Origin of the sequence: Joostella atrarenae (assembly GCF_021764745.1) — a bacterium.
GTDB lineage: Bacteria > Bacteroidota > Bacteroidia > Flavobacteriales > Flavobacteriaceae > Galbibacter > Galbibacter atrarenae.
The window spans coordinates 207,447-209,150 of the sequence record NZ_JAETXX010000005.1; the positions used below are offsets into that span (position 1 = coordinate 207,447).

The 1,704-nt window shown below is 30.2% G+C and carries 1 protein-coding gene; it reads left to right on the forward strand.

Going from position 1 to position 1,704, the window contains the following annotated elements; all coding sequences use genetic code 11:
• Position 1 precedes the first annotated feature (1 nt).
• Positions 2-1,222 (forward strand): efflux RND transporter periplasmic adaptor subunit, encoded by a 1,221-nt coding sequence (locus JM658_RS10015; protein WP_236959122.1) that lies wholly within the window; start codon positions 2-4, stop codon positions 1,220-1,222.
• Positions 1,223-1,704 lie beyond the last annotated feature (482 nt).

A 1,704-nucleotide genomic window follows, 5' to 3' on the forward strand; every position in this document is an offset into this window, starting at 1 on the left:
AATGAAAAATATACTTATAAAATCAATATTCTTTTTAGGATTAATAATATCCTTTCTTTCCTGTTCAGCAGAAAAGAAAGAAGAATCAAATGGGGAAGGACATAATAATTCTGCGAATGAAGGTGCTCATGGCCATGCAGAAGAGGGACATAGTGAAGTTTTAGAACTTTCAGAATTAAAATTTAATAGTTTAGGAATAGAAGTAGACTCATTATCTAAAAAACCTTTATCAGGAATTGTAGAAGCAAATGGGGAATTGGAAGTTCCGCCACAATATGAAGCAACAGTAACAGCGATTATTGGAGCAAACGTAACTGAAATTAAAGTTATTGAAGGAGATAAGGTGCAAAAGGGACAAGTATTAGCCGCAATTACGCATCCGGACTTAACAAGATTGCAAACCGATTATATTAAAGCTTATAGCGATATGGTTTTTTCGAAGCAAAACTTAGATCGTCAACAAAAATTATATGAAGCAGAAGTTGGTTCTGGGAAATCTTTTCAGCAGGCGCAATCGGAATATAAAACGTTGTCTGGGTTAGTAAAAGGTTATGAATCTCAACTGAAGCATTTAAACATAAATCCAAAAGGGATTACAGATGGGAATATTGTAGAAGAGGTTTCTGTGGTGAGTCCTATTGATGGATATATAGAAAAAGTAACTGTAGGAATTGGGCAGTATGTAAACCCTCAAGATGCTATGTTTATGATTGTAGATAATGACCATGTGCATGCAGATTTGATGGTTTTTGAAAGAGATGTATATAAATTAAAAATTGGGCAAGAAATAGACTTAAGAGTGCAGTCCATCCCTAATAAGGTTTTAAAAGCAACTATTATTTCTATAGGGAAGAAATTTGAAACATCTCCAAAAGCTATTCATGTTCATGCAGATATAGATTATGAAGATGAAAACCTAATTCCTGGAATGTATGCAAACGGTATAATTAGTACTTCAGAAGAATATGTTTATGCTTTGCCTGAAGATGCAATTGTAAAAGAGGAAGGTAAAAGTTTTGTTTTTACAGCAACAAAAGAACAAGAAAACGGTCAATTTATATGGAGGTTCACTCCTGTAGAAATTAAAACAGGTATTACACATAACGGATGGGTAGAGATTAAGTTACTTTCAGAAGTAACGAATGATATGCTTTTCAGCTATAACAATGCTTATTATTTAATGGCTGAAAAAAATAAAGGGGAAACTGGCCATAGTCATTAAGTTTAGACTTTAAAGAATACTTGATTCTGGTAGAAAAGCTTGGACTTATGTAAGTCCAAGCTTTTTGTTTTTGTAAGTATAGATTATTTCTTTTTAAGAAGATTTTTTTCTAAAAAATATAATTCATTTCCTTTTTTTAGATTATTTTCGCGAAACTAAATGATGTAACTAATAACCGCTAATATTAAGATTTCTTATTTTGAAACTGTAATTTATTGATTATAAGTAAATTTTATAAAAAAGTATCTCATCATCATATCTATGAAAACCTTTGTAGTACTCGTGTTGATGATTTTCACTATGTTTTTTGATGAAAATTCTTTATTTATTTGAGAATAAATACGTATATTTTAATAAATAATTAACTTATTAATTATTTATGAAGCTTAAGTTGGGTAGCTTCATATCGTTTATTTACTATTTTGTGGTTGTGAAATATACTTCAATAGAAGGGTATTTTATTTAAAATTAAAGGTAGTTGG

Bases quoted from the DNA above. Each gene is read 5' to 3' on its own strand.
- JM658_RS10015 (WP_236959122.1), top strand. From the start codon at position 2: ATGAAAAATATACTTATAAAATCAATATTCTTTTTAGGATTAATAATA.